Source organism: Clostridium sp. 10cd* (assembly GCF_044336395.1).
In the GTDB taxonomy this organism is placed as follows: Bacteria; Bacillota_I; Bacilli_A; order Erysipelotrichales; family Erysipelotrichaceae; genus Clostridium_AQ; species Clostridium_AQ innocuum.
Genome location: NZ_CP172347.1, coordinates 4,226,740 through 4,248,920, shown reverse-complemented (window position 1 = coordinate 4,248,920; position 22,181 = coordinate 4,226,740). Strand labels below are relative to the sequence as shown.

Here is a 22,181-nt window from a genome sequence, read left to right as displayed (position 1 = left end):
GATAACCTGTGCTTTAACCGAAGGCGTAACGGTATTTCGTGCTTGTCTGTGAATTGACAAGGAAAAGCTGTTAACGGATTTTAAGGTTTCTCTTCGTGATCGGGTATCTCATGGTATCATCTGCAGCACTTGCAAAAGCACTTGCCGTATTTTTTACGATTGCTCTCATTCACTCAGCAACGCATATATTCGAAGGGAAAGCATCTATTCCTACATTTTATTCTTTGCAATTCAGCCGTTCAATGATATAGTATATAAGGATATTTATGCGTTTTTCAGGCATAATGAGAGAAAGAACTCGTAGGAGGTATAGTATGAGTGTAATGATAGAACGCCTTGAAGGAATGGTGAACCGTTATCATGAAATCAATGAAATGATGATGTCACCGGAAATCGTAACCGACAGCAGGATGCTGGCCAAGCTGGGACGTGAGCAGGCCGATCTGACTCAGGTGGTGGAAACCTATACGGAATATAAAAACAGTGTGAGTGCTCTGGAGGATGCCAAGGCGCTTTTGCTGGAGGATGACAAGGAAATCAAGGAAATGGCGAAAATGGAAATCGAGGAGCTGGAGCCTAAGATTGAGGAATATCTGGAAAAGCTGGAAATTCTACTGATACCAAAGGATCCCAATGATTCTCATAATGCCATCGTGGAGATCCGCGGGGCAGCCGGTGGAGATGAAGGAAATATCTTCGCAGGTGACCTGTACCGGATGTACAGCAAATTTGCAGAGAGTCAGGGCTGGAAGATAGAAATCGTAGAAATGGATGACTGTGAAGCAGGCGGCTTCTCCCTTGTCTCCTTTATGGTCAGGGGGGACGGCGTTTATGGAAAACTGAAGTTTGAATCCGGAAGTCATCGTGTACAGCGCGTTCCCAAGACAGAAAGTCAGGGGCGTATCCATACCTCTACAGCAACCGTTCTGGTAACACCGGAAATCGAACCGGAGGATTTTGATATTGATATGAACGATCTGGAAATGGAAACCATGCGCGCCAGCGGAGCCGGAGGTCAGCATATCAATAAGACCGATTCCGCAGTTCGTATTGTGCATAAGCCTACCGGAATTACGGTTAAGTGTCAGGACGGACGTTCACAGCATGAAAACCGTGCAACTGCATTGATGACAATCCGTTCCCGTGTGTATGAGGAGCATCAGCGCAAGCTGGAAGAAGAGCAGGGTATCGAACGCCGGAACAAGATCGGCACCGGAGATCGTGCAGAAAAAATCCGTACTTATAATTATCCGCAGAATCGTGTAACTGATCATCGTATCGGATATACCGTGAATCAGCTGGATCGCATTATGGAAGGCAGAATGCAGGATCTGCTGGATGCATTACTGAGTGCGGATCAGCAGGCAAAGCTGGCAGGGGAGAAATAATGAGCAGCTATCATTCCGTGCTGAAGAATGCTCAGGCGCGTATGGAGGAAGCCGGCTATGGCGAACAGTCTGCCCTGCTGTATATGCTGGAGCTGACGAATAAAGAAGCGCACAATCTGTATATGGAATTCGATGAGGAAATGCAGCCGGAGCTGGAAGAACTCTATGAAGAAGGTATTCAGCGCCTTCTCACCGGAATTCCTCTCGGACATGTTCTTGGTTTTGAATGGTTTTACGGCTATCGCTTTACCGTGAATGAGGATGTTTTGATTCCGCGCCCGGAAACGGAAGAGCTGGTCGCAAATATTCTGGCAGCCTATGATGAGCATTTTTCCAGTCAGGATAATGTGATGGCGGTGGATATTGGAACCGGCAGCGGGGCGATTGCGGTTTCTTTGAAAAAGGAAGAACCGAATCTGCATATGATGGCAACGGATATCAGTGAACAGGCTGTAGCTGTTGCGAAAAAGAATGCTGATGACAATGAAGCAATCGTCAATTTCATGGTTGGAGATATGTTACAGCCGCTGATTGACCGCAATCTGAAGGTGGATATTCTAATTAGTAATCCTCCCTACATACCGCGTGAGGAGGAAATGGAGCACAGTGTTGTGGACTATGAACCGCACGTGGCACTATTTGGAGGAGAGGACGGCTTGAAATTCTATCGCATTATCTTTGAAAATGCCGCAAAGGTGTTGAAGGAACGTGCTATGATGGCGTTTGAAATGGGCTATAACCAGAAGGAAGCGCTAAGTGAAGAGGCGAAGAAATATTTTCCAAATGCAAGAATTGAGGTTCTTAAGGATATGTCCGGTAAAAACCGGATGCTGTTTGTTTATTTGAATATGGAACACTGAGGGTACTTGAAAGAGTATCCTTTCTTTTTGCTGTTTTCGTCTGAATGCCTGTGGTACAGCACTGCGGAATGACTGTTACAGCATATAGCCGCAGACAAGAGCGTTTATAAATCATGATGGCGGACAACAAGATGCGAACGTTCCGGATAAGGTGCATGCCAGAAAAAGCAGCCCATGTATTATGAATCACGCGGCATCTGAGAGTTTTTTCTTATCTCAGTGATGTTCAGTGTAACTGCGTATGCATGGAAGTGTTATACATGTACATACTGGATATGGAGGTATATACAATGATGAAAAAGATTGATCACCGCAAAATGGGAAGAAGCTGTCTCGGCTGGCTGGACAGCTGGTTTCACTTTTCCTTTGCGGAATATTACAATCCGAAAAATATGCATTACGGTGTGCTGCGGGTAGTTAATGATGATACGATACAGCCTCATACCGGCTTTGAAACCCATCCGCATCGGGATATGGAAATCATAACCTATGTGATTGAGGGGGAGCTGACCCACGCCGACAGCATGCAAAATGTATCAACACTGAAACGTGGGGAAATACAGTACATGAGTGCGGGTACCGGAGTTTTCCACAGTGAGAAAAACGACGGGGAGGAAATATTACGTCTGCTTCAAATCTGGATTTTGCCTGATCGAAGCGGTTATACTCCGCAGTATGGTGAAGCACGCATTCCATGGGAGGATCGCGAAAACCGTTTGCTGCATATCGTAAGTGGTCATAAGAATACAGCTTATGTGAAAATCCATCAGGATATGGATATTTATGTCAGTGCTTTATCTTCCAGAAAGGAGCTGGATATTCCGGTAGAGCCTTCCCGTCAGGTATATCTTATTGTTATAGAAGGTGAGGTGGAGTGTAATGATATTTGCTTACAGCTGCGCGATGCTGTGGAAATTGATGAAAGCTTCTGCATCAAGACACTGCAGGGAGCTCATGTCATTCTATTTGATATGGCAAGGGAGGTTTATTTCCAGGAATGACATGAATTGCATAAAGTGGAGGAGATAAGATTTCAGGGCTGCCGCTATAGGAGCATTGTGTGATTTTATAATTAACTATAGGTTATTTCAGAGAAATGTCAAAAAATTTAGGAGTTTTAAAAAAAGAAACCGTATGTAATAGTGGAGGTAACAGTATGGACACAAGGATATGTGTGCTGAAATGAAGGGGGAGTACATACGGATCAGATCGTAGCGTACCTGATGTTTCTGACGCTGATCTATATGATCGAACGGCAGAGCCGCCGGTAACGCAGTGAAGTAAATGATCAATTTCTGTGGCAGTCCTTATCCTGCATGTGGAAATCTTGCACACCCCTTCTGTCTCAGACCTCTGTAAAAAAGAGAGTGCTTGCTTGGCGGCTACACTCTCTTTTCAGCCTTTAAAGGCTTTCTGTCTCAGTACCTAAAGTATAGAAAAAAATGAATAAAAAGTCAATGCCTTTCCTTGCTTTCTATAAGTGTATTTTGGAATTAGTGTATTCAGCTTTGAGTACGATGGCAGGCACAGGACTATTCAGATTTATTTTTTTTATTATGAAGTTCCATGTGTTGATTTTCAATGCCTTACACTAGACTCTTATGATTAACTTGAACATAAATTGTCCACAGATACGTATTTTTTCACCTGTGGTTAATCAGTACGCAAATGCGGTAAGGTCGTAGGGGATGTATAGGAACTGCATGAAAAGATGGATGTACTACAGCTATAAAAGGTACGATGATTTTGTAATTAACTATAGGTTATTTCAGAGAAATGTCAAAAAATTTAGGAGTTTTAAAAAAAGAAACCGTATGTAATAGTGGAGGTAACAGTATGGACACAAGGACATGTGTGCTGAAATGAAGGGGAAGTACATACGGATCAGATCGTAGCGTACCTGATGTTTCTGAAGCTGATCTATATGATCGAACGGCAGAGCCGCCGGTAACGCAGTGAAGTAAATGATCGATTTCTGTGGCAGTCCTTATCCTGCATGTGGAAATCTTGCACACCCCTTCTGTCTCAGACCTCTGTAAAAAAAGAGAGTGCTTGCTTGCCGGCGACACTCTCTTTTCAGCCCTTAAAGGCTTTCTGTCTCAGTTCCTAAAGTATAGAAAAAAATGAGTGAAAAGTCAATGCCTTTCCTTGCTTTCTATAAGTGTATTTTGGAATTAGTGTATTCAGCTTTGAGTACGATGGCAGGCACAGGACTATTCAAATCTCTGCTATTTTTTAATATGTATAATATGAAGTTCCATGTGTTGATTTTCAATGTCTTAATCTGGACTGTATTTTCTTATAAAACAACTGGCTAATAATTGCAGTAAGCAAGCAGAATACGTAAGTGAATCCTATTGAATCTATACGAAAATCTGTGTGTAATAAAAGAAAATCTGTTTTCTGGAAACAAGGATTACCTTATGCAGAAGAATCGGTAAAACGGAGCGCTTACAGTGCTCACTAGAACGAATACAAACGCAAAATATAAAAAAATCCCTGTTCATACGTTTGAAAATATTCTATAATATAACCCGAATGAGGACATATTCGGGATTGGGTTTCTCATGAGATTATAGGCTGTGGGATGCATTGGAAATGAAGGAAGGAATCATCATGAAATATAACAATTCACGTCTCAGCTTGAAACAGCGCTGGCTGTCATTTGCGCTCTGTATTCTTATAGCACTGCTAGCTGGCATATTTGCACTCTATTCATATATAGAAGCATATCCATTCTGGACGAGTGCATGCAGTCTGCTCGTCTGCGCAATTATGCTATTCATAGCAATTTTCCTGCTTCGTCTGAATATGAGAAGAAAACGAATTCAGCGGGAATTTGTAAGTGAGTTCGATAAGGAAATACGTAAAAAGGAGCATATGTGTCCACACTGCGGGGCCCTGATGGGATCGGGAAATACCTGTGCAAAATGTGGCTATAAGGGACATTAGGAAAGGAAATCGTATGGTTGATGTTATCGTAATTGGCGGGGGTCATGCAGGAGTTGAGGCTGCGTTGGCCTGTGCCCGTTTGAAGAAAACGACAATTCTATACTCTATGCATATTGATATGATTGCATCCATGCCATGCAATCCGAGTGTTGGAGGTCCTGCAAAGGGAATCGTCGTGAGAGAGATTGACGCACTTGGCGGTGAAATGGGAAAAGCTGCCGATGCGACTGCATTGCAGTTTAAAATGCTGAATACAACGAAGGGACCGGGTGTTCAGTGTCTTCGCGTACAATCGGATAAGCTGGAATATAAGCGCTATATGCAAGACAAGCTATTACAACAGGAGCATCTGGAAATCCGTGAAATGTGTGTGGAAGAGGTGCTGGCTAAGGATGGCAGGATAAGCGGCGTTCGTCAAAAGGATGGAACCGTTGTGAACTGTCGTGCTTTGATTATGACAACGGGTACATTTATGAGCAGTACGGTTCTGGTTGGGCATACTTCTACCTTAAGCGGTCCTGAGGATGAGCCAACAACGGAGAATTTGTCACAGAGTCTTCGTAATCTGGGGATTGAAACCTTTCGATTGAAAACTGGAACACCTGCCCGTGTACGAACGGCGTCCATTGATTTTTCAAAAACCGCAGTACAGCCGGGAACGGATGAATTTATCTGCTTCTCTGAGGATACAAAGGAAATTCGTCCATTTGATCAGCAGGCTGTCTGTTATCTTACCTACACGACGGCAAAGACGCACGACATTATCAACAGCAATCTGAAACGCTCTGCCATGTATTCCGGATTGGTGAAGGGAGTGGGACCGCGTTATTGTCCCAGTATTGAGGATAAGCTGGTACGTTTTGCGGATAAAGAGCGTCATCAGATTTTTCTGGAGCCAGAAAGCGAGTCGCTGGATACGACCTACGTACAGGGCTTCTCTACCTCTATGCCGTACGATGTACAAGAGGCTATGCTGCATTCTCTGCCTGGTCTGGAAAACTGCACTATTGAAAAATATGCCTATGCGATTGAATATGATGCCATAGATCCGCTGCAATGCAAGCCGACCTTGGAAAATAAAATCATTGAGAATTTATATACTGCTGGACAGATCAACGGTACTAGTGGATATGAGGAAGCTGCGGCACAGGGGCTGATGGCAGGAATCAATGCAGTTCGCAAGCTGGATCACAAGGAACCTTTAATCCTGCATCGTGATGAAGCCTATATCGGTGTCATGATTGATGATCTGGTGACAAAGGGGACAAAGGAGCCGTATCGTCTGCTTACTTCCCGTGCTGAATATCGGCTGCTGCTGCGTCATGATAATGCAGACGCAAGACTAAGCGAATATGGGTATGAGACAGGTCTGATCAGCGATGAGCGTTATGCACGATATCAGAAGAAAATGCAAAATATCGAAGAAATGATTTCCTATCTTGCAAGTGTTCGGTTTACACCAAAATCAACAGTTAATGGATTGCTGGAACGGCTAGGACTGGATGTGCTGAAGGAGGGGATCAGTGCTGCAGAGCTGCTGAAGCGACCGGGAATTACCATCGCGCTTTTAGAGCCTTATCTGGAACGCGAATTTGATCCTGCGATTGCGAAGCTTGTGGAAATCGAGATTCGCTACGAGGGATACATAAAAAAAGCCAAGCGTGATGCGGAACATCTGCGGGCGATGGACAAGGTATGCCTGCCTGAGCGGTTTGACTATAATCAGGTGGTGAATCTGTCACTGGAGGCAAGACAGAAGCTGAATAAGGTACAGCCTCTGACGATGGGACAGGCCTCCCGTATTTCAGGTGTGAATCCTGCGGATATTGCAGTCCTTGCTGTTTTTATGGAACAGCTAAAGCGCACATATGAAAAGAAGAGCGGATAAATAAAATGAATTAAAAAATACGATGTTCTTAAGCCTGTAATGATCTTGCGTTACTGTCAGGCAAAAGGAAATCGTATTTTTTCATAGGATAATGGGAAATCTTATAATAAATTTAGATTCACTAGCCTCAGGGAGGCTAGACATAACGACGGGAGCATTTGACTATAACACAACGCTTAATTTAGATCCACTAGCCTCAGGGAGGCTAGACGGAAATTCGAATGTCGAGTTGCATGGTGGCTGTAATTTAGATCCACTAGCCTCAGGGAGGCTAGACCTTGAGCATAGTAAAATTGATGAGTATATAGACATTTAGATCCACTAGCCTCAGGGAGGCTAGACATACATGATACGCACCTAGATTGTTGGAAAGTGATTTAGATCCACTAGCCTCAGGGAGGCTAGACCTTAACGACGGAAACTCAATTTTAAAAGAAGTTATTTAGATCCACTAGCCTCAGGGAGGCTAGACAATGCACGTTTAGCCATTTCTGGGTTAACGGTTAAAATTTAGATCCACTAGCCTCAGGGAGGCTAGACTGGTTATCGTTTGAAGATTATTGCGGTTATGTTAAAATTTAGATCCACTAGCCTCAGGGAGGCTAGACTTCAATAACCCATCAGCTCCTACATTCGAATTGATTTAGATCCACTAGCCTCAGGGAGGCTAGACTAAAATGCCAAAAATACCTACAGTAAAAAATTTAATTTAGATCCACTAGCCTCAGGGAGGCTAGACAAATACAGAAAGGTCTTAAAAAAATACAGGTAGAATTTAGATCCACTAGCCTCAGGGAGGCTAGACTTGTGAAACCTGCCACATTAAATTTATCACTTGGATTTAGATCCACTAGCCTCAGGGAGGCTAGACAATGTCAATGCCTATGCTTAGCTAACTCTGTCACCATATTTAGATCCACTAGCCTCAGGGAGGCTAGACTTCATGATATTATATCACATATACTATACTATGCGATTTAGATCCACTAGCCTCAGGGAGGCTAGACCGTGAAAAATCCCATGAAATCCCCTAAATGAAACAAATTTACACAATTATAAAACTTTGGTTAATGAAAATTGCGTTGAAATTGTTACATTTGTGCGAATTTGAACAAAATGATGCGCGAACCTCCCAGGGAATTCATGTGAGCTAATGGTTCGCGCTGGATTATTTAATGGGATAACCATCTACTAGTATTATAACAGAAAAAACTCCGAATACATAAAAAGGATACATTCCAGTATGAAATAAAAATCGTATTGACCTCATAGGAAAATAACTGGACGGTTCATAATGAATATCATCCATTTGCTATCAGCGCTTTATTGAAACGGGATATGAGAAACCATGCTGCAGTGTATATTCTTCCAGACACAGATTTTTACGGTATATTTCTGTAGCGGCTTCAGTTCCTACATAACGGAAATGCCACGGTTCATTTGCTGTCCCTGTTATATTTGTTTTATTCTCGGGATAACGTAAAATGAATCCGTATTTGTGAGCATTTTTAATTACCCATTGGTATTCCGGTGTGTCTCCGAATACCGCATATGTGCCGTCCATGACACTTTGACTGGTTAAATCCACACTCAATCCGAGCTGATGCTCACTACAGCCGGGCTCTGCTACCAGCTTCACAGCTGTCTGTACACCATAGGTCACCATATATTCATCATACACTTGCTGCTGTTCGTTATAAGGCCGATACGCACTGTTAATAGCTAGAATAAGCCCCTGCTTTTTCGCATCCTTATACATGCTTTCCAAAGCGTCTGTCGCATCCTTTCGCATTAGATTGTTTCCGTCATTGTGAGCTACGGGGATTTGAACAGCTGTTAAATTTTCAGGAACGTAGGTTTTCGGTACATAAAAGCCTCTTTTGATCATCAGTAATAGATGTTTTGGGTCATCAAGTGAATAGGATCGCTGAATTGTGATTGGTGCTGAAGAATTTATGGACGCATATGAAATACGCATTACTGCTTCAAGAGGCTTTAAGCCTGATTTCAGATAGTCAGGGACATCCTCCAGTATACGTCCGTTTATATGGATATAAGGTTGAATCTGTTTCCAGGTCAGCTTCTTATCCTTTATTGTTTTAAAATCAGCAAGACTGGTCTTTTTCATCAGTGTACGAAGGGTTGGCTGATCAAACCCCTGGCTGCGTAAGGCTTGATAATAGTCTGCATAAAACTGATCAACATAAGCGACAGCTTCTTTTTTATCAGCGCCATTCTCTGCATATAGTTCATAATCCAGATAATGCTTATTGTTTTTCATCCGGTTCCATTTCGATATATCAATGTCTGACGCAAAGGATACATACTCATCGATCTCCTGTGCACTTAATGTCATTATAATATTGCGTTCATCCCTGTCATACCCTTTAAAAGCCAGCTGAATACGAGTTCGGTTTATGATTATCAGACTGACAGCTATACATATAAGCAGCACAATGACGGCTGCGATTTTTACTTTTCGTTTGACTCTTTTTCTTCTTTTCATACTTATATCTCCTAAAATTTTATAGTTAATAATACCACGAAATTTTACTGAAAATGAATAAGCTTGATATTTATACGATTTGTATTTATTTATGTTAATATTTACAGAAAAAGAGTTCTGGAATATACAAAATTGGTTTGCATGAACATAGGGAGAGGATGATGGAACAAAGGTGAATCGCAATAGCCTGCCTGATATCTCTCTCCTTTTAAACACAGATGAACAGGAAAATCTGACTGTATAAACGTATAAGAGCTTCTTTCTTTTATGTTTCCAGCATCAGGGCATATGAAAGATGTTCATTCCAGCATATTCTTATGGAATTCTGGTCGTGTTTACGATTCGGCGAATTCTGTTGAAGTACTCCGGATCATTATCCTCTTTGATGGCGTACAGTGTGAAGAGGGTATCCATCAGCATCAGCTGGGAAACACTGGAGGAAATCGCCTCCGGACGAAATTTTGTCTCCTCTGAAATGGAAAATAGAAAAACATCACTTTTCCGGGCAAGAGGGGATGCGGCGTTGCTGGTAACAGATATGATTGGGACACCGCGCTCCTTCAGGATATCCACAATACGCAGAACATCCTTGTTTCTTCCGGTATGCGATACGATTAGGGCACAGTCCTTTTCACTCAGCCTTCCTGCATACATTAGCTGCATATGGTAATCCAGTGAAAACTGGCAGTTTAAGGAGGTTCGCAGAAACCGCTGATAGGCACTGTGTACAATGACGGAGGAAGCTCCCATTCCAAACAGTCCACAGGTTTTTGCTCTTCCAAGCAGGTGTACGGACTGTTCAAGAGAATCCTGATTCAATACCGCCATTGTTGAGGAAAGCGAGGTAATACCGCTTTGAAAGGTAGCCTTTGCGATATTCATTGCTGTGTCGTTCTCATCAAGGGACGCAAAAAACGCTTCGCTCAGATGATCAAATGGTTCACTCAGCTGCAGCCGCATTTCCTGATAGTTGCTATAGCCGACCTTTTTGGTGAATCGGGAGATAGCAGACATGGATACATCAATATCCTCTGCCAGCTCCTGAATGGATAAGTGTCTGGCGGTCGTTGCATGCTCCAGCAGATAATCGGCAATTTTTTTCTCCGTTTTACTCAAACCGTAATAATGACCCTTCACCCGCCCTGCAAATTCCATACTCATACATACACCCCGTTTCTGATACTTATATTATAACAGATATTGTGAAATGTGGTGTTATATTGGAAATTATTTTCAGCTATTGAAAAATTATTTTATATATTAAATCCAAATATGAAAATATTACCTGTCTGATTAACAGTGGATTATCCCGGATTACGAATGAAATGTGAAAATAAACGATATGATTTTTTTTCAACATAAATGAAAATAAACCTGAATATAATGGGATATATGAAGCTTTATCCCCAAGCTGTCACCAACGCATCCCAACTTGTGTTTACACGGATATAAACATTTCATGCATTGGAAATTATTTGCAAAATATGATTGACAATATGGAAATTATTTTTATAATAGATGGTGTAAGCGCTATCTGCTGATGCGGATTGAGTGCACGGAAAGGAGATGAAGAATGGAAGCAGGTTTAATCGGTTTGGGGAAAATGGGTCTTCATATTGCTATGAACATGCAGAGCAGTGGAATTTGCGCCTATGGGTATGACATACAGACAGGGCCCCGAAAGCAGGCAAAAGCGAAGGGAATTCCGGTTGTACAAACGCTGCAGGAGCTGATTGCTGTTCTGCAGAAACCGCGTATAATCTGGCTGATGCTTCCGGCAGGGGACATAACCGAAAGCATGGTACACCAACTTGCAGAGTTGCTGGAGGAAGGGGATTACGTGATCGACGGGGGAAATTCATTTTACAGAGATTCGCTACGTAATTATGAATTTCTAAAAAAGAAAAAGATACATTTCTATGATGCAGGAACCTCCGGCGGTATTCGCGGTGCCCTTGAGGGAGCCAACTTTATGATTGGGGGTGAACGTGAGCACTTTGCAGTTATTGAAGAGCTATTTCAACGCATTGCTTCGGATCAGGGGTATCTGTATGCCGGTGATGCGGGAAGCGGTCATTATCTGAAAATGGTGCACAATGGAATCGAATATGGCATGATGCAGGCCATAGGAGAGGGCTTTGAGCTATTACAGCACAGCCCCTATCCCTATGATAATGCACAGGTCGCAGGATTGTGGAATCACGGCTCTGTCATTCGAAGCTGGCTCATGGAGCTGGCTGAGGAGGCATTCAGAGAGGATGAAAAGCTGGATGCCGTGAAGGGAATCATGTATGCATCCGGAGAAGGACAATGGACAGTGGAGGAGGCAATGCGCTGTAATGTCAGCGTTCCGGTAATTTCCACAGCCCTGATGATGCGCTATCGCTCGTTGTATGAGGATACCTTCACAGGGAAAGTCGTCGCATCACTGAGAAAGGGATTTGGCGGTCACAAAACCGCAGAATGATGTACACGTTCAAGGAGGCAGAAATATGCAAATCACGATTGTACAGGCAGTAGTTATTTCCATCTGGATCGGTCTGGTTATGTCACGTTCATTTTTGGGAGGTGCCACAACGACACTGCGCTTTACCCCAATGATGACCGGACTGATCGTCGGTCTCGTATTCGGCCGTGTCGCTGAAGCGATGATTATCACCGCAGCGATTCAGCTGATTTATATGGGGGTCTTTTCTCCGGGAGGTCAGATGCCCTCCGAGCCTGCCATTGCCGCAGCCATTGCTGTACCGGTGGCATTGCTTGGAGATATGAAGCCGGAGGCAGCTATCGCCGTTGCTGTACCGGTTGGACTGCTCGGTTCCTATCTGTATCAGTTCCGCTTTTTCGTCAACACCTTCGTTATGCAGAAATTCACGGATAAATACGCAAAAAGTGCCAACGATAAAATGCTTACAATATCTATCATTTTCATTCCGATCCTGGTGGCCTTTCTGATTTTTGTTCCTTTCATGTTCGTATCTCTGTATTATGGAGCACCGGTTATCGCGGATATCGTACAATCCACATCCGGAAGCATCCTCTTCCATATTCTGGAGGTAATCGGAGGCGGACTGGCATCCATCGGTATCGCTGTTACGATTTATGTAATCGGAAAAAAGAATTATATTGCTTTCTTCCTGCTTGCCTACTTTGTCGCTGTCGTATTAAAGAGTCTGAATATCACAATGATTACGTATGCAATCATTGGTACCATCATCGCCTTTATCTTCGTTCTGTCTAAAACAGAGGCTGTGAGCATGTTCTCCGCTTCCGGAATCAATACTGCAGACAACGAGGAAGAGGATGACTATTAGGATGAAGTTATGGAAAGGTGGATACAATTATGAGTGAAATGCTGCAGAAAAGCGTGAATCTGGAACCGGAAGCAATAACGAAAAGGGATGTCAGCCTTGCATGGCTGCGCTTCTATTTCGCCAATGAGATTCCGCATTCCTTTGATAAATATATTGCACCGTCTCTGATGTGGGCGCTGATGCCGATTCTGAAAAAGCTGTATAAGGACAAAAAGGATTTATCTGAGGCCTACCAGCGTCATCTGCTGTTCTTCAATACACAGATATCGTGGGGTGGAGGTACCATAACAGGAATCATGGCTTCCCTGGAGGCAGCTCGTGCGCAGGAGGTGTATATGGATACACCCGTCACAATTGACGATGATCTGATTTACAACACGAAGGCCGGTTTGATGGGAGCACTGGCTGGTATCGGGGATTCCATTGACTCCGGTACGATTCAATATATCTTTATCGCCATCGCATTACCGTGGGCACAGCAGGGAAACGCAATCGGCGCCTTGTTTCCGTTCGTCATGTTCTCCTTGTATCAGCTGGTTATCGGCTATTACTTCGCGCAGCTGGGCTTCAAGCTGGGGCGCACAGCTGCCACTGAGGTCGTCGGTACGAAGATGCAGATTATTATTGAAGCACTCTCGATTCTGGGACTGTTCATGATGGGAATTCTGGCAGCCAACTATGTCAAGGTATCCTCTACGCTGGCCTTTACCCTGTCCGGTAAGAAATTCGTAATTCAGGAAATCCTTGACGGTGTGATGCCGGGGATTTTGCCGCTGTTGACTGTGGGGCTGGTATATTTCTATTTCACTAAAAAGGGTTTGAATGTCACGAAGGCACTGATCGGTCTGACGATTATCCTCGGCGTACTGGCCGGCTTTGGCATTCTGTAACATTAAGGAGGAACCGTTATGGGTAAGGTAGTGTTGGCACGTGTAGATGCAAGACTGATTCACGGACAGGTTATGACGAGTCTGTCAAAATCCGCTGGGGCAACTGCGATATTTGTCGCAGATGATCCAGCGGCACACGATCCGTTTACAAAGAACATCATTCTTGGTGCAGGCTCACGCACCGGCCTGAAGGTACGGGTTTTGAAGGAGGACGGTGCTGTACGATACTGGAATGACCGGCAGTACGATGACTATCATGTCATTCTGCTGACCAAGAGCATCGAGGTGATGGCAGATATCATACGGGGAGGAGTGCCGATGAAAGAGCTGAATCTTGGCGGTATTCCACAGAAGCCGGGACTGACCTCAATCATTAAGGAGGTCGCAATCAACAAAGAACAGCTAAAGATTTTGCAGGAGCTGGAAAAAGACTATGGCATTGATGTATATTTTCAGGCGATTCCATCCTCACGCCGTGTATCTTTAAAAGAGGCTGCACGCCTGTTTGAGGAGCATTCCGCATGATTGGGATTCTGCTGGTCAGCCATGGAAGAATGGCGGAAGGAATGCTGGACAGCCTGGAGCTGATTATGGGAAGCTGTGACCGGATGCACACGGTTTCTCTTTGCGCAGGTGAGGATTTTGAAAGCTTTCGTGCAAAGGTCATGGAGGCTATACGACAGCTGGACAGTGGAGATGGTGTACTGGTATTTGTCGATCTTTACGGAGCTTCTCCGTTTAATGCGTCTGTATATGCAGCGGCCCGAATGGCGCAGGAGGGAATAAGTGTCCGTGTGCTTGCCGGTATGAATCTGGCAATGCTGCTGGAAACCGCGGCAATGCGGGCATCCTCCTCCCTTAAGGAGCTTGTTGCGATTGCGGAGGCGGCTGGTCGGGATGGCATCAGTGAGCCGTTGGTGGTGAAGGAAGAAGAAAACGGGGAGGACTACTGATGAAAAAGGTTTTGATTACTCCGCGTTCCTTTGGAAAATATAATCGCGAGGAGCTGATAGAAAAGCTTCGACAGCATGGAATTGAACCCGTCTTCAATCCTTACGGCACAATTATGAATGAGCAGCAGATGCGCAGTGCACTTCAGGATATGGACGGACTGATTGTCGGTGTTGATCCGGTGAGTGAAGAGGCTCTGAGGCAGGCACCCAGACTGCGGGCTATCGCAAAGTACGGAGTCGGTATCGATAACATTGCCTGTGCATATGCGCAAGAAAACGACATCGCCATAAGCCGCACTGTAAATGCGAATGCCAATGCGGTTGCGGATTACGCCATGACTCTGTTGATGAGTGTGGCACGGCGTGTTGTGGAAATTAATGAGGGCTGTCATCACAATGACTGGTCCAAAAAGGAAGCATTGGATATCTATGGAAAAACGATCGGTGTACTCGGACTGGGGGCTATAGGGAAGGGGGTCGTGCAGCGTGCCAGCGGCTTTGACATGCATATCTATGGATATGACATCATAAGGGATGATGCCTTCTTGAATAAATATAATGTATGCTTTACAGATGTGGATACAATCATACGGGAATGTGACTTCATTTCTCTACACCTTCCACTGACGCAGGAAACACGTCATATCCTGAATAAAGAAAATCTGAAGCGTGCGAAAAGTAATCTGATTATTGTCAATACGGCCAGAGGAGGACTGCTGGATGAGGATGCGCTGTATGAGCTGTTGAAGGAAAGGAAGCTTTACGGACTGGGGCTGGATGTTTTTGAGCAGGAGCCGCCGCAGAACTCCAAGCTCCTGACACTTCCCAATGTGATTGTGAGTTCGCATACGGCCGCTTCCACACAGGAGGCTATTAACGCCATGAGCCGTATGGCGGTGGAAAATCTGATTTGTTCGCTGGAGGCATAGAGATACGTATCAATTACAGGATAAGGAGGAGCATATGGATAAGACAACTTTGCTGGCTGAGCTGAAAAAACAGAGGCTGGTAGCAGTCATTCGCGGTAAGGATGAAGAGGAAGTCACAAACATTGTGGATGCTGTATATCGCGGTGGAATACATTTCATGGAAATCACATATACAATACCACAGGCAGAACAGGTGATTGCGCATTTATGCAAGGCATATGAGCATTGTGATGATATCATTATCGGTGCAGGTACCTGTCTGGATATCGTATCTGCACGCATGGCAATTTCTGCGGGCGCGCAGTTTGTGGTCTGTCCGCATCTGGATACAGAGGTCATGAAGCTGTGCAACAGCTATCGTGTGCCCTGCTTTCCTGGGGCTGCCAATGTAAAGGATATGCTGGAATGTCTGCGCTATGGGGCAGATGTGATCAAGCTGTTCCCGGGTGATACCTTTGGTCCGAAGGCTGTCAGAGCCTTTAAGGGACCTCTTCCACAGGCGGATTTCATGCCGACCGGAGGGGTGAATGCAGCCAATCTGACGGAGTGGCTGGACAACGGGGCAGTTGCGGTTGGAACTGGTGGAAGCCTCACGAAGGGAGCTGAAGCAGGAGATTTTGAAGCTGTACGCCTGGAGGCGGAAAAGCTGGTGAATATTGTCCGTGCATATGATCAGCGATAAAACAGAGCTTCTTATTTTTGATATGGATGGTCTGCTTGTGGATACAGAGCGCGTCTATCTGGAGGGCTGGCTGTATGCCTTGAACAAGCAGCAGGTTGCTATTGCGGAAGCCGTGGTGAAAAGCTGGGTGGGAAAAAGCTTTCATGATACACATGCATATCTGATGCAGGTATGCCATGAGGAAGCATTGTGCGCAAGGATTCGTAAGGATCGGGAACAGTATATCTATCAGTGTCTGGAGAATGGTACGCTGTCTGCTATGCCCTATGCACGGGATGCTTTGCAGGCAGCTCGGGAATACGGATACCGGACAGGGCTTGCGACCTCCTCTCTGAAAAAGCGCTCGACTGCCATACTCGCACATCTGGGCCTGCTATCCTATCTTGACATTCCCGTGTTTGCAGATGATGTAATAAAGCTGAAGCCTTATCCGGATTTGTATCTGGAGGTTTTAAGACGGGCACAGGTTCCCTGTGAGCATGCGGTAGCCTTTGAGGATTCCCTGACAGGTGTGCAGGCGGCGATTGCGGCAGGAATTCAAACCGTGCGGATACCGGATTATCGTTTTATTGATGTGGAGGATACGGCATCGGATGTTGTCTGCGCTGAAAATCTGTCGTGTGTGCGAGCAATGCTGGAACAACTGAATACGTGAGGTGACGAAGATGGAGAAGGAAAGCGTAAAGGATGTAATTCTGCGTTATGGCGTGCTTCTTGGAAAAAGAAATACGGAAAGACAGAAAACGGATTTTTTGAGAGCGGCTCAGAAACAGCTGGAGCAGGCCGGATTTCCTGTGGATATCACCTGTGTATCCGCTTCGCTCATGAGGCGGGAGTCTGTAAATATGTATAATCTTTACGCTGGTGATTTCAAAAAAGCGGATGTGGTCTTCATCACGTATTATGATACGCCGCTGTGGCAGTTTTTCCCAAAAGAGCAGAAAGCCTTTGATGCGAACTGGTCAAGGGGAAATTTCCTTCTCCATACCTTGCTGTTTCTATGCTGTATGATTGCGATTGCTGCATTTTTATACCTTACAGTGATTCCCAGTCTTCAGAAGCACGGATTTGTGAGTCTATGGGGAGCGGTGCTTGTACTCGTATGTTTGTTCGGTTTTTATGGGATTCGGCATATGCGTGGAGGAATAGCGGCAGGAAATACAATGGTGCGCAATTCTTCAAGTCTGATTGCCCTGTTTGCTTTGGCCTGGGATCTATCCGAACAGGAAAAGCAGCACGTAGCCTTTGCTATGATTGATGAGGGCACACGTTCTGAGTATGGTCTGCGCATGCTGCAGGAGTATATAGGGAAGAAGCGTATTCAGCGGGTGTATCTGGATTCCATCGGGAATGTCGGAAAGCTGCAGGGATTTGCTGACCGGCATATACTGGAGGGACTTCATGAGAAACTAGCAGAGCATGCGGAATGGCATGATTTGGCAGAGGATAAGCATGCATATGGGGATATTTTGTTAACGTCCGGCAGCTGCGATAATGGATGCGTATCACTGAAAATAGAAAAACGGACAGATAACAGTGATCTGGAACAGCAAGTCATTAAAGTGATACAGGTTCTAAAGGCGCTGATGATTTCCTGCGTTTCTTAAAAAGAGGTATATAAACAGGTTAATTTATAGGATTCTGAAATTGATGTCATTTGTATTAATTCACCAAATCACACACATGTAAGCTATGCAGAAATGGCTTTGAAGGCCGGAAAGCATATTCTGGTGGAAAAGCCCTTTGCAATGAAAAGCAGTGATGCACAACGTGTTTTTACGCTTGCACAGGAAAAAGGATGCCTTGCATATACCAATCAGAATCGACGATTTGATGCGGATTTTCTTATATTGCAGGATATCATAGAAAGTGGAAAGCTTGGTACGCTCATTGAAATAGAATCTCACTATGATTATTTTAAAACACGCCCTGTTGTAACACAGGATATGATTTTTAATTTGGGTATTCATACGATTGATCAAATGATAGCTCTGTTTGGTATTCCTGATAGAACGGATTATGATGTAAAAGGCATTCTTAATAAAGAAGAGGGAGCCGATGATTATTTTGATATTAAGCTTTATTACGGTAAGCTTAAGGTCTCAGTTAAAACGAGCCTGTTTGTGAAGCTGCCATATCCCAGATTCCTTGTACATGGCACAAATGGCAGTTTTATGAAATACAGTCAGGGGCATCTGTTCGCAAAATCTGCACAGGAGCCTATCGAGGCTTCCTTTCTGCAGGAACCGGAGGATAACTGGGGAGTATTATCATATATGGATGAATATGGGAATGATATTACGACCCGCATTCCCTCCAGGGTAACGGATTATGGTAAGATTTATGATGACCTGTACGCATGTATTTATCAGGGAAAGGCTCCCTATGTGAAGGCGGAGGAGGTGGTTGCAGTTTTAAACATTGCAGAGGAGGCAGAGAAAGCGGCAGGAAATTGATGATTGCATACCGTTTTTAACTACGTACTGCTTTCCTTCTCTGTTATAGCTTAAACGGGACTGTTTTCAGAAAATGGCCGTCAATTCATTGATGTTGTGAAAGTAACATAGTATAATAAAAGTAACAACAAGGAGGTCGATTTTTATGGAAAATAAGACCATTATCACCATCAGCAGACAGTTTGGAAGTGGAGGACGTGAAATCGGTAAGAAAATAGCCGACCAGCTGGGAATACCGTTCTATGACAAGGAGCTCATTGAGATTGCTGCCAAAGAAAGCGGTATGGATAAAGAGCTTTTTGAAGAAGATGATGCCCGTACAAGCAAGGGGTTCCGACTCCTGGGTGCCTTGGGATATTCTCTGGGAGGACCATTGTCCACGATAACGGAATTATCATTAAATGATCGCTTGTATCTGGTACAGGAAGAAGTAATCAAGGGTGTGGCCTGTGAGGGATCATGTGTCATCGTCGGACGCTGTGCAGATTATGTGCTGCGGGATCGCAGTGATGTACTGAATGTGTATATTCATGCAGATATGGAGGATCGCAAAGAGCGTGCGGTTCATTCCTATGAGGTGGATGAACGCGATATCGAGGGCAGCATCAAGAAAATCGACAAGCGCCGTGCAAATTATTATGAGTACTATACGGATCGCAAATGGGGTCGTGCAGAGAATTATGATATCAGCATCAATTCCTCTACGTTCGGTATTGACGGCACTGTGGAAATTATTAAGATGCTCGCACAGAAAAAAGCATTATAAGGAATCATGCAGAAAGAAGAACATATAGTATAAAGGGCTGTATGTTCTTTTTCTGTACAAAATGTGAAGGCTTTCGAAAGATATGCGTAAACCCACAATTTCACAAGATTGTTTGACAACATACGCGGCGAGTGTTGTTATACTACAGGTAGAAAGACACAAGGAGGTTTCTGTTTATGCAATGGAAATTGACTCACAGGCACAATCATGAGTGCATTGAAAATAAAGGCGGTAAAACACTCAGCTATGATCCCAATCTCGGTATTCAGATTATCGAGCAGGACGGCTTTGCGTTTAAAGATCTGGATAATAACGGAAGGCTCGATCCTTATGAGGACTGGCGTCTGCCACTTACACAGCGAATTCAGGATTTCACCAGCCGGTTTGTTTTATGGCAGGAGGGGGACTGCCTGTATTATCGCAAGGGAAGGATCGAGTTGTCCAGAGAATTCTGTGACTGGATGAAAAATTGTGACTGCCGCACAACCATACTGCAGGCTTCTGACCTTTTACAGGAGGATGAGGAATACCTCAGAGAAAACTATATTCTGGCAATGCTGCTGCTGATGTTTGATAATGACTTTGACATGGGAAAGGAAGATTATCTGCTCCAGCTGATTGTACAGAGTATGGATTTGGGAGTTCTGGAAAACATCATCTACTCTATCATGGAGGCTCTAAAAAAATATGTGACAAAACGCTCTGCAGGAGTACAGCAGGAGCTTATCTTATAAGGGGCTGTGACAGATAAGTCACAGCCCAGACATAAAAAATACACCCAATTCTATAGAGAAGAAGGTGTATTTTTTGGTATAATTTATGTATGACAAGTACTCAAATTAACCAAGGAAATTATACCGCATATCAACCATATATGCTACTAAATTTTGATTATTCTTTTCAAAATGATGTTCTTGATGATGATTTGAGCGTCACGATCTTGGAAGTCTTAGGGAGGATTAATCTAAATAAATTTATAGATTTCCATAATCTTGATTCTCGCTCTTATGACCCTGTCATGATGTTGACCATCATCCTCATGGCCTTTGCTGAAGACGGCTATGCTTCTTTACGAAAACTGGAAAAACTTTGTCGCTATGATATTCGTTACCGTAGTATCACGAACGGTTGTGTTCCAAGTTATAAGAGCTTTGAACGATTCATCAATCATACATTGAAAGAATCCATTCAAACGATTGCGAAAGAAATCTATCTGTATGTACAAGATGAAAAAGCATTGGAAGAACAGATTCTTTATATTGATGGTACAAAATTTGAGGCAAATGCCAATAAGATGACGTTCTGTTGGAAAGGTTGGAGTAAACGATACCTTCCCAGACACTGGCAGAAATGTATGGAACTGTTAAAACAAGTGAATCGATACTTTAAAAAACATGAAATCAATATCAATTATTCAATTTTGAAATATCCAAATATTGAGTATATGATCAAAATAGATGAAGCGCTTGAAAATTGGCTGAAGGAAAAAGAATATATCCGAAAAGGCAGAGGAAAACACGAAATCGCAAAATTGTGCGATGAATTGAAGAAAAGTGCAGTAAAGATGTGGGAGTATGCAATCCAGGAAGATATATTGGAAGACAGGAACAGTTTTTCCAAGACAGATCCAGATGCCACATTCATGCATATGAAATATGATTATTACAATCATACAAATGTATTCAAACCGGGATATAACGTACAAATAGGAGTAAATAATGGGTACATCGCCTATCAATATCTAAGTAGTGATCCAAATGATATAAAAACGTTACAACCATTTACAGAAGGATATAAAGAATTATATGGAAAATACCCTGATATAGAAGTAACGGATGCAGGATATGGGAGCTATGATAATTACTGTTACTGCAAAAGTAAAGGGATTAAAGGACTATTGAAATACAGTGGATATGAAAAGAAGAAAGAGAAAGTAAATGATAAGAATCGCTATCAACTGCGGCACATGGAACGACAAGAGGATGGTACTCCAGTATGTCCAGCCGGACATGTATTTGAGATAGAGCGAATAGGACTCAATATCAAAGGACAATATCCAAAAACGACGATGTATTACAGAAATAAAAACTGCGGTGAATGTCCACACAGGAGCAAATGCACGACATCAAAGAACGGAAGAAGTGCACGGATAGTCCCTGCCTTAGAAAAGATGCATAAAGAGATAGATGAATGTCTAAAGAGTGAAGAAGGAAAGAGATTGATGAGAAATCGTAGTGCACAGGCAGAGGGAGCGTTTGCGGACATCAAACAAGATTTTGAATATGTCCGCTTGCATCGACGAGGAGAAAGCGGAGTCAAGGTAGAACTAAGCTTAGTGTGTATTGGATATAACATAAGAAAGTACCATAATTATAAAATAAGGGATAAAAAAAGAGAAAAGCAGAGAAATGTAAGCAAACTGAATTAGTTTTCCACAATGGGATGGGGGATTTCTAACGAAAAAAGGGCCTAAAACCAGATTCACTCAAAAAGTTGTTTTCAGTGTACCCAAAATACAAAAATCATAATAAAAAAGGCTGTGATTTTCAGAGAAACACTAATTTCTCTTACTCGTCACAGCCCCTTTGTTTTTACAT

Annotated in this window: 20 protein-coding genes and 1 CRISPR repeat array; of the genes, 18 read left to right on the top strand and 2 right to left on the bottom strand. The window is 43.6% G+C overall.

Annotated elements, in window-relative coordinates; all coding sequences use genetic code 11:
* Positions 1-323: 323 nt before the first annotated feature.
* The 5 genes from prfA to mnmG all read left to right on the top strand — a co-directional run bounded on the left by prfA (position 324) and on the right by mnmG (position 7,088).
* Complete coding sequence (prfA, locus tag ACG3M1_RS21180; RefSeq protein ID WP_395815485.1) at positions 324-1,388, top strand: peptide chain release factor 1; 1,065 nt, start codon at positions 324-326, stop codon at positions 1,386-1,388.
* On the top strand, positions 1,388-2,248 hold the full coding sequence (prmC, locus tag ACG3M1_RS21175; RefSeq protein ID WP_009588443.1) for a peptide chain release factor N(5)-glutamine methyltransferase: 861 nt from the start codon (positions 1,388-1,390) through the stop codon (positions 2,246-2,248). Before prfA ends, prmC begins: the two co-directional genes overlap by 1 nt.
* Before the next feature lie 290 nt (positions 2,249-2,538).
* Positions 2,539-3,249, top strand: coding sequence for a pirin family protein (locus ACG3M1_RS21170; protein ID WP_022300139.1), 711 nt, complete (start codon positions 2,539-2,541; stop codon positions 3,247-3,249).
* Between the two features lie 1,615 nt (positions 3,250-4,864).
* On the top strand, positions 4,865-5,200 hold the full coding sequence (locus ACG3M1_RS21165) for a hypothetical protein (RefSeq protein WP_008816426.1): 336 nt from the start codon (positions 4,865-4,867) through the stop codon (positions 5,198-5,200).
* A 13-nt stretch (positions 5,201-5,213) separates the two neighbouring features.
* Positions 5,214-7,088 (top strand): tRNA uridine-5-carboxymethylaminomethyl(34) synthesis enzyme MnmG, encoded by a 1,875-nt coding sequence (gene mnmG, locus ACG3M1_RS21160; RefSeq protein ID WP_008816427.1) that lies wholly within the window; start codon positions 5,214-5,216, stop codon positions 7,086-7,088.
* Between the two features lie 110 nt (positions 7,089-7,198).
* Positions 7,199-8,095: direct repeats of the CRISPR family, unit length 32 nt; unit sequence ATTTAGATCCACTAGCCTCAGGGAGGCTAGAC.
* Positions 8,096-8,403: 308 nt separating this feature from the next.
* Here mnmG and ACG3M1_RS22860 read toward each other — a convergent pair.
* Positions 8,404-9,594 carry a M15 family metallopeptidase gene (locus ACG3M1_RS22860; protein ID WP_175627764.1) on the bottom strand — a complete coding sequence of 397 codons (1,191 nt, stop codon included), beginning with the start codon at positions 9,592-9,594 and terminating at the stop codon, positions 8,404-8,406.
* A gap of 315 nt (positions 9,595-9,909) precedes the next feature.
* Positions 9,910-10,755 carry a MurR/RpiR family transcriptional regulator gene (locus tag ACG3M1_RS21150; protein ID WP_022300436.1) on the bottom strand — a complete coding sequence of 282 codons (846 nt, stop codon included), beginning with the start codon at positions 10,753-10,755 and terminating at the stop codon, positions 9,910-9,912.
* Positions 10,756-11,167: 412 nt separating this feature from the next.
* Here ACG3M1_RS21150 and gnd point away from each other — a divergent pair, with 412 nt between their 5' ends.
* The 13 genes from gnd (at position 11,168) to ACG3M1_RS21085 (ending at position 22,012) form a co-directional block, all read left to right on the top strand.
* Positions 11,168-12,061: a phosphogluconate dehydrogenase (NAD(+)-dependent, decarboxylating) gene (gnd, locus tag ACG3M1_RS21145; protein ID WP_022300435.1), complete on the top strand. Its 894-nt coding sequence runs from the start codon at positions 11,168-11,170 to the stop codon at positions 12,059-12,061.
* Positions 12,062-12,086: 25 nt separating this feature from the next.
* On the top strand, positions 12,087-12,908 hold the full coding sequence (locus ACG3M1_RS21140) for a PTS mannose/fructose/sorbose/N-acetylgalactosamine transporter subunit IIC (protein ID WP_002606210.1): 822 nt from the start codon (positions 12,087-12,089) through the stop codon (positions 12,906-12,908).
* Positions 12,909-12,937: 29 nt separating this feature from the next.
* Complete coding sequence (locus ACG3M1_RS21135) at positions 12,938-13,798, top strand: PTS system mannose/fructose/sorbose family transporter subunit IID (protein ID WP_008816431.1); 861 nt, start codon at positions 12,938-12,940, stop codon at positions 13,796-13,798.
* A gap of 18 nt (positions 13,799-13,816) precedes the next feature.
* Positions 13,817-14,323: a PTS system mannose/fructose/N-acetylgalactosamine-transporter subunit IIB gene (locus ACG3M1_RS21130; RefSeq protein WP_008816432.1), complete on the top strand. Its 507-nt coding sequence runs from the start codon at positions 13,817-13,819 to the stop codon at positions 14,321-14,323.
* Positions 14,320-14,751 (top strand): PTS sugar transporter subunit IIA, encoded by a 432-nt coding sequence (locus ACG3M1_RS21125; protein WP_022300434.1) that lies wholly within the window; start codon positions 14,320-14,322, stop codon positions 14,749-14,751. Before ACG3M1_RS21130 ends, ACG3M1_RS21125 begins: the two co-directional genes overlap by 4 nt.
* A complete protein-coding gene (locus ACG3M1_RS21120; protein ID WP_022300433.1) occupies positions 14,751-15,680 on the top strand; it encodes a phosphoglycerate dehydrogenase in 930 nt (309 codons plus the stop codon). The genes ACG3M1_RS21125 and ACG3M1_RS21120 overlap by 1 nt, the downstream gene beginning before the upstream one ends.
* A gap of 34 nt (positions 15,681-15,714) precedes the next feature.
* Entirely contained in the window at positions 15,715-16,362 is a 648-nt protein-coding gene (locus ACG3M1_RS21115; protein WP_022300432.1) for a bifunctional 2-keto-4-hydroxyglutarate aldolase/2-keto-3-deoxy-6-phosphogluconate aldolase, read from the top strand.
* Positions 16,349-17,017, top strand: a complete 669-nt coding sequence (locus tag ACG3M1_RS21110; protein WP_022300431.1) for an HAD family hydrolase — start codon at positions 16,349-16,351, stop codon at positions 17,015-17,017. The genes ACG3M1_RS21115 and ACG3M1_RS21110 overlap by 14 nt, the downstream gene beginning before the upstream one ends.
* Before the next feature lie 10 nt (positions 17,018-17,027).
* On the top strand, positions 17,028-17,969 hold the full coding sequence (locus tag ACG3M1_RS21105) for a hypothetical protein (RefSeq protein ID WP_022300430.1): 942 nt from the start codon (positions 17,028-17,030) through the stop codon (positions 17,967-17,969).
* A gap of 39 nt (positions 17,970-18,008) precedes the next feature.
* Positions 18,009-18,818, top strand: coding sequence for a Gfo/Idh/MocA family oxidoreductase (locus tag ACG3M1_RS21100; protein ID WP_308170677.1), 810 nt, complete (start codon positions 18,009-18,011; stop codon positions 18,816-18,818).
* 145 nt (positions 18,819-18,963) lie between these two features.
* A complete protein-coding gene (locus tag ACG3M1_RS21095) occupies positions 18,964-19,584 on the top strand; it encodes an AAA family ATPase (RefSeq protein WP_002606201.1) in 621 nt (206 codons plus the stop codon).
* A gap of 176 nt (positions 19,585-19,760) precedes the next feature.
* Positions 19,761-20,318, top strand: a complete 558-nt coding sequence (locus ACG3M1_RS21090) for a hypothetical protein (protein ID WP_002606200.1) — start codon at positions 19,761-19,763, stop codon at positions 20,316-20,318.
* 89 nt (positions 20,319-20,407) lie between these two features.
* Positions 20,408-22,012, top strand: a complete 1,605-nt coding sequence (locus ACG3M1_RS21085; protein WP_008817373.1) for an IS1182 family transposase — start codon at positions 20,408-20,410, stop codon at positions 22,010-22,012.
* Positions 22,013-22,181: the final 169 nt, after the last annotated feature.